The 6,716-nt window shown below is 72.2% G+C and carries 6 protein-coding genes; 2 read left to right on the top strand and 4 right to left on the bottom strand.

The genetic code is table 11. From position 1 onward, the window contains the following. Positions 1-5 precede the first annotated feature (5 nt). Entirely contained in the window at positions 6-1,430 is a 1,425-nt protein-coding gene (gene pyk / locus C7C46_RS16435; RefSeq protein WP_110670328.1) for a pyruvate kinase, read from the top strand. 74 nt (positions 1,431-1,504) lie between these two features. On the opposite strand, the gene C7C46_RS16440 is transcribed toward pyk, so the two are convergent. The 4 genes from C7C46_RS16440 to trxA all read right to left on the bottom strand — a co-directional run bounded on the left by C7C46_RS16440 (position 1,505) and on the right by trxA (position 5,987). Next, positions 1,505-2,905, bottom strand: a complete 1,401-nt coding sequence (locus C7C46_RS16440) for a hypothetical protein (RefSeq protein ID WP_110670330.1) — start codon at positions 2,903-2,905, stop codon at positions 1,505-1,507. Then, complete coding sequence (locus tag C7C46_RS16445; protein ID WP_110670332.1) at positions 2,902-3,507, bottom strand: DUF6114 domain-containing protein; 606 nt, start codon at positions 3,505-3,507, stop codon at positions 2,902-2,904. The genes C7C46_RS16440 and C7C46_RS16445 overlap by 4 nt, the downstream gene beginning before the upstream one ends. A gap of 169 nt (positions 3,508-3,676) precedes the next feature. Beyond that, the gene (locus tag C7C46_RS16450) at positions 3,677-4,372 is read right to left on the bottom strand and encodes a DUF6230 family protein (protein ID WP_110670334.1); all 696 of its coding nucleotides are present in this window, start codon (positions 4,370-4,372) and stop codon (positions 3,677-3,679) included. Positions 4,373-5,009: 637 nt separating this feature from the next. Continuing rightward, positions 5,010-5,987, bottom strand: coding sequence for a thioredoxin (trxA, locus tag C7C46_RS16455; RefSeq protein ID WP_110670336.1), 978 nt, complete (start codon positions 5,985-5,987; stop codon positions 5,010-5,012). A gap of 317 nt (positions 5,988-6,304) precedes the next feature. Here trxA and C7C46_RS16460 point away from each other — a divergent pair. Further along, on the top strand, positions 6,305-6,716 hold a 412-nt coding region (locus C7C46_RS16460; RefSeq protein ID WP_146259108.1), incomplete at its 3' end, for a TetR/AcrR family transcriptional regulator.

The raw sequence follows: 6,716 nt of genomic DNA on the forward strand, positions 1-6,716 counted from the left end.
TCCATATGCGCCGAGCGAAAATTGTCTGCACCCTGGGTCCGGCCACGGACTCCTACGAACAGCTGAAGGCCATCGTCGAAGCGGGGATGAACGTCGCCCGCCTCAACATGAGCCACGGCTCCCACCCGGAGCACGAGGAGCGGTACCGAAAGGTCCGCCAGGTCTCCGAGGACACCGGCCGCGCCATCGGCGTGCTGGCCGACCTGCAGGGCCCCAAGATCCGTCTGGCGACCTTCGCCAACGGCCCGGTGACCGTTGACAACGGCGACACGTTCACCATCACCACCGAGGACGTCCCCGGTGACCAGTTCATCTGCGGCACCACCTACAAGGGCCTGCCCGGCGACGTGAAGCCCGGCGACCCGATCCTGATCAACGACGGCGTCATCGCCCTGGAGGTCGTCAGCGTCGACGGCCCGCGGGTGAAGACCGTGGTGGTCGAGGGCGGGGTGCTCTCCAACAACAAGGGCATCAACCTGCCCGGCGCGGCGGTCAACGTGCCGGCCCTGTCCGAGAAGGACAAGGACGACCTGCGCTTCGCCCTGCGCCTGGGCGTCGACATGGTCGCGCTGTCGTTCGTCCGCAACGCCGCGGACATCGACGACGTGCACAAGGTGATGGACGAGGTCGGCATCCGGGTGCCGGTCATCGCCAAGATCGAGAAGCCGCAGGCGGTCGAGGCGATGGAGGAGATCGTCCTCGCCTTCGACGCGATCATGGTGGCCCGCGGCGACCTGGCGGTCGAGTACCCGCTGGAGAAGGTGCCGCTGGTCCAGAAGCAGCTGATCACGCTGGCCCGCCGCAACGCCAAGCCGGTCATCGTCGCCACCCAGATGATGGAGTCGATGATCCACGCCTCCCGGCCGACCCGCGCCGAGGTCTCCGACGTGGCCAACGCGATCCTGGACGGCACCGACGCGGTGATGCTCTCCGCCGAGTCCAGCGTCGGCAAGTACCCGATCGAGACGGTCCGCACGATGAGCCGGATCGCCGAGGAGGCCGAGATCGAGCTGCTCGCGCAGGGCCTGCAGCCGCTCAACCCGGGCCGCAAGCCGCGCACCCAGGGCGGTTCGGTCGCCCGCGCCGCCTGCGAGCTGGGCGACTTCCTCAACGCCCAGGCGCTGGTGGCCTTCACCAAGTCCGGTGACACCGCCCGCCGGCTCTCCCGGTACCGCTCGCCGATCCCGGTGATCGCCTTCACCCCGGACGCCTGCACCCGCAACCAGCTCGCCCTGAGCTGGGGCGTGGAGGCGTACGTGACCGAGCAGGTGAACACCACCGACGAGATGGTCGGCCAGGTCGACCGCGAACTCCTGCGGATGAAGCGGCTGGCCGAGGACGAGACGGTGATCGTCACCGCCGGCTCCCCGCCCGGCGTCCCGGGCAACACCAACATGGTCCAGGTCCACCACCTGGGCTCGCGCTTCTGACCACGCGTCGGCAGTAGTGCAGCGGGCCCCCGCCGGAAGCTTCCGGCGGGGGCCCGCTGACGTCGTGCGGCCGGTTACAGGCCGTCGTACGGGAGGGTGTCGTTGTACATCCGCATCCCCGGGATGTGCAGGGTGCCGCCGAACTGGCCGGCCTGGACCGCCTTGACGCCGGTGAGCGACATGTCGATCGGGATCGGGATCGCGCCGATCAGGTTGTACAGCCACTCCGGCAGGGTGTCCGGGGTGAGGGTGATGTTCCCCAGCGGCGGGATCGGGATGCCGTAGAGCGAGGACAGCTGGCCGCTCAGGCTCTCCACGTACATGGTGATCGGGCCGCTGCGCATCGTGGAGGTGGTGTTCGGGCCGCCCTTCACGTGGAAGGTCTCGGCCGGCTTGCCGCCCGCCGCGGTGTTCTCGATCGTCGACATGTCGAGGTTGTCGATGTCGACCGAGGAGACGGTGAACTTGAGCACCCGGTAGGTGCGGGTCGGGCTGTGCACCTGGTACACGCCGCCGAAGACCGCGCCGTAGAGCGAGAGCTTGGTGGTGTGCAGGGTCCAGCTCTGGTCCGGCACCACCTCACCGCTGCTCAGCTTGGCCGCCGCCAGCTTGCTGGTGTCCACCGCGCAGAGCGGGCGGGTGTCGCCGCCGGCCAGCGCCGAGGCGACCGCGGAGGGCGAGGGGTTGGCGCTCGGCGTGGCCGAGCCGCTCGGCGCGGTGCTCGGAGTGCCGGTCGCGGCCGGCGTGCTGCTCGCCGCGCCGCTGGGCGTGGCCGCGGCACCCGGGGTGGCCGTCGCGGCGCGCGGCGCCGGTGCGTTCGGGCTCGGGGTGGCACTGGGTGCCGGCTGCGGGGTGCCAGGGGCCGGGGTGCCGGGGGCCGGGGTGCTCGGGGTGACCGGCGCGCCGACCTGGGGTGCCGCCGCCGGGGTCGGGGTGGCCTGGTGCGGGGCGAAGATCCCGGCGACGCCGCCCAGGATGTCACCGATCAGGTCCTGCGGCTGGGTGGTCCCCGGCTGCACGGCGGAGGCCTGCACGACCTGGCTGGTGACCGCGGCGGCAGCCTGCTGCTGGCTGGCCCCGGCGGGGACCTGAGGGGTGGTGACAGTGGCGCTGACGGCCCGTCCGGCCCCGGTGCTGACGGCCTTGGTCGGCGCCCCGGAGGGCGTCGCGGTGGGCGTCGCGGTCGGCTTCGCGGTGGGCTTCGGCGTGGCGGCCGGGACCGGGTTCAGCTGGCTCTTGGGCACCGGGGTGACCGTGGTGGCCGGCTGGTCGGGCACGCAGGCGGCGCCGGCCGGCGAGACCGCGGAGGCAAGACTCGGGGCCAGGCTGGAGCCCATCAGAAGCGCGGTGGGCACCGCGGCGGCGGCCAGCAGCCGGGCCCGGGTGCGGCCGCGCTCGCGCGGGGCGGCGTGCCGGGGGCCGCCGGAACGGCGCTCCTCGGGCAGCTGCGGCTCGGCCTGCTCGGCTCCGGTCACTTTGCCTCTCCCTCGGGCTCGGGGGTGCCGTGCGCAGCCGGTGCGGCCTCCTCGACGGCAACGGGCTCGGCGGCGACGGGCTGGGCAGCGGCAGGCTCGGCAGTCGGCTCGGCCGGCTGCGCCTCGGCCGGGGCCGGCTCGCCCGCCTGGGCCGAACCGGTCATCACCCGGGTGGCCATCGCGGCGGCCTGCTCGGGCGGCAGCGGGCTCCAGGCGCAGAGCAGGCCGCCCGCGATCAGCCCCGGGATCAGGCCCATCAGGAAGCCGCCGAGGTTGGAGACCGGGATCGAGATCAGGGTCAGGATGGTCACGGCGATGCCGCAGAAGACCCGGCTGACCGGCTGGAACCAGGCCGAGACGCCCAGCACCATCAGCAGGACGCCGATGACCAGCGAACCGGCGCCCGCCGTGGTCGCCATCGCCACGGTCAGGTCGCCCAGCCGCAGGTGGGCGTAGGGGAAGTACAGGATCGGCACGCCCGCGAAGACAGCCAGCAGCCCGCCCCAGAACGGCCGGGTGCGGCGCCAAGCGCGGAACCGGCGCCACACCCGGGTGGGCCGGCCGATGTCCTCGGGCCAGATGGTGGCGGTTGCGCTGGTCACGATGGAACTCCTCGCGGGATCGGTCGAGGGGGGGGAGCTGGGGTGTGCGGGCAGGGGACGGCTCGAAGCAGCCGCCCCCTGACCTGCTGGGCCGTCAGGACGGCCCGTTCCGTGCAGTGCGGGTGCCGCCCGGCGCCGTGACCGGACCGGGCGGACCCTCAGCAGCGGATCAGTAGCACTCGTTGGCGCCCTGGGTGATGTTGAGCTTCAGGCTCGGGAGCTTGAAGGTGCCGGCCGAGGTGGCCCACGCCTCCTGCTTGACGCCGTGCAGCTCGGCCTGCGGGGCGGACTGGGCGAAGCCCTGGGCGCCGGTCGGCAGACCGCTGGCACCCGTGTGCGGGTTCGGCTTGAAGCCCTGGGCGGCGGTGCCCGGCAGGGTGGAGGCGTCCTGGCCGATGGCGATCGAGTGGAAGGTGGCGTCACCCTGCAGCTCGTCCAGGTCGATCAGCAGGTTGGTGGCCTGGACCTGGCCCGCGTCGGTCGACGGGTCGTAGGCGTTCTGGTCGTCGGTCGGGTTGGCCTCCGCCGCGGTGCCGGCGTGCAGCTGCAGCGTCCACTGGCCGAGCGGGCCGAGGTTGGTGACGACCGACTGGCACAGGTTGTGGATGGTCGCGTGGTCGAACGCCGACACCGCGATCACGTGCGGGGTCTTGTTGTCCGCCTGCATGTCGACCGAGCCGAACTGAGAGAAGTTCGTGCCGCGCAGGTGGTCGGTGGTGACCTTGAAGCTCTGGCCGGAGACACTGAACGAGGCGGCCAGCGCGCTCTGCGCGATGCTGACGCCGATGGCGGCGGTGGCGGCGAGGCTGGGCACCATCACGATGGCGAAGCGCTTCCAGCGGGTCTTGCCGTAAGTCATGGACATGCGTGTCCTCCTTCTCGGACGTACATCTCCGGTCGGGTCCGGGCACGCGGTGCGCGGTTTCCCCGTCCTGGGATGGGAGACGAGCTACGTCCTCGGTAGCGACGACCTCCGGCCCCGGTCGAACCGGTGGTCGGCGATCACCCCCGAGCGACAACCAAACGATCACGCGGGGCCGCGCGACCGGACGAAGGACAGGAACCGCGGTGGGACGCGGACACCCCCCTGCCCTCCCGACCGCCGGTGGGGACCGGCAGTCGCCCGGTGGGGATCCCGCGCTCCAGGTGTCCGGCAGAGGGCCGGGGAGTGAAGTGAGGGACCGGGCGTGGCCGATCGTGCTGGAATCCCGGCCGAAGCACAAGGGGTTCCTTACTGACGGGTAATCCAATATCCGACACCCATCGGCATGGCCAGTCCATGACATCAACGGAGCGTGACTACTCCCAGGTCAGCCGCCGGAGAAACCTCCTGGAAACAGGAGCGAAACACCCCCACCCGGTCACTCGAGGTGACCGGGTGGGGGGTAGTGTCAAGATTTGATAAACCCAGCGGCTGTCATCCGATTGTCGCCTTATCACTGACGACACCGCAGGTCACCCCCCGTGCCAAGGATTGCACGGGGGGCCGGGTCGACGCACCGTCAGAAGAGCACCCGGGCCAGCGCGGCACGGGCTGTGCCCACCCGCGGGTCGTCCGCGCCGATCACCTCGAACAGCTCCAGCAGCCGCAGCCGGGCGGTGTCCCGGTCCGCGCCGGCCGTGCGGCCCACCAGGTCCACCAGCCGGCCGAAGGCGTCCTCCACATGACCGCCGACCAGGTCCAGGTCGGCCGCGTCCAGCTGGGCCTGCAGGTCCGCCGGGCCCTGCGCCGCCGCGGTGCGCACCGCCTGGGGATCGAACCCGGAGACCCGCTGGAGCAGTTGGGCCTGGGCCAGGCCGAGCTGGGCCTCGGTGTTGCCGGGCTGCTCGGCGAGCACGTTCCGGTAGGCCTGGATCGCCCCGCCCAGGTCGCCGCTGTCCAGCGCCTCGTGCGCGGCGACCAGCGCCGGGTCCTCGGGGCGGCGCGGCGCGGCCGGCACCCCGTCCTCGGCGGCCGCGGCACCGCCCACGATGCCGAAGCGCTGCTCGGCCACCGCGATCAGCTGGTCGAGGATCTTGCGGACGTTGGCCTCGTTCTCGGCGCCCTGGAAGAGCGGCACCAGCTGGCCGGCCACCACCGCCATCACCGCGGGGATGCCCTGGATGCCGAACTGCTGGGCGATCAGCTGGTTGGCGTCGACGTCGATCTTGGCGAGCACGATCCGGCCGGCGTGCTCCTCGGCCAGGCGCTCCAGGATCGGGCTGAGCTGCTTGCAGGGGCCGCACCACTCGGCCCAGAAGTCCACCACCACCGGCACCTCGGTGGAGCGCTGGACGACCTCCTCCTCGAAGGTCTCCTCGGTGACGTCGAGCACCAGCGGGTAGCCGGCCCCGACCACCTCGCCGGCCTCCGCCTGCCGGGCCCGCTCGGCCCTGGCCTGCTCGGCCTTCTGTGCGGCCTCCCCGGCCGCCTTCACCGCGGCGAGGTCGACCGCGCCGCGCAGGGCGGCGCTGTTCAGATGCGTGTTCCGTGGCTGCATGGCACCATCCTCCCCCGTCCACGCCGGTGCCGGGCGCCATCCGGGCGACAAACCGTCGCGCGGAAGCCCCGGCGGGTAGCTTGCGAGTCAGACTGTGCGGATCCCCACCCGCGGTGCGCGCCCGTCCCTCCCACGGTTCGGGCGCGTGGTTGTCGCTCTATTCGCTACAGGTCGTAGCGTATCTGCCGGGCACCCCCGCTTCGCAACCCCCGCAGCGCCCGGCCCGACGTGATGTGGCCCACTTTCCGTGTTCGGCAACTCCCGATACGGTGAGCCTCCCCCACCCAAGCTACTCATCAGTACAGTCAGGAGCCGCGGTGTCCCTCACCCCGCAGCCGTCCCCCGCGCAGCCGGCCCCGCCGCGGGCCAAGGGCCGCCCGCGCAGCGCCACCGCCGACCAGGCGATCCTCGACGCCGCCCGGGCCGCCCTCGCCGAGCTCGGCTGGGGCGGGCTGACCATGGGTGACGTCGCGGTGCGCGCGGGCGTCGCCAAGACCACCCTGTACCGCCGCTGGCCGTCCAAGAACGAGTTGGTGATCGACGCCATCGCCAGCCTCTTCGACCAGTTGGAGATGGTCGACCGGGGCAGCCTGCAGGCGGACATGGAGGGCGTGGTCACCCAGTTCGCCGACCTGCTGGCCCGCCCGGAGAGCCAGGCCGGCCTGCTGGCGCTGTTCGCCGAGGGCACCCGGGACACCGAACTGCGCCGCCGGATCCGCGAGCACATCG

The organism is Streptomyces tateyamensis (genome assembly GCF_003205575.1).
GTDB lineage: Bacteria > Actinomycetota > Actinomycetes > Streptomycetales > Streptomycetaceae > Kitasatospora > Kitasatospora tateyamensis.

Bases quoted from the DNA above. Each gene is read 5' to 3' on its own strand.
- pyk (WP_110670328.1), top strand. From the start codon at position 6: ATGCGCCGAGCGAAAATTGTCTGCACCCTGGGTCCGGCCACGGACTCC.
- C7C46_RS16450 (WP_110670334.1), bottom strand. From the start codon at position 4,372: ATGTCCATGACTTACGGCAAGACCCGCTGGAAGCGCTTCGCCATCGTG.
- trxA (WP_110670336.1), bottom strand. From the start codon at position 5,987: ATGCAGCCACGGAACACGCATCTGAACAGCGCCGCCCTGCGCGGCGCG.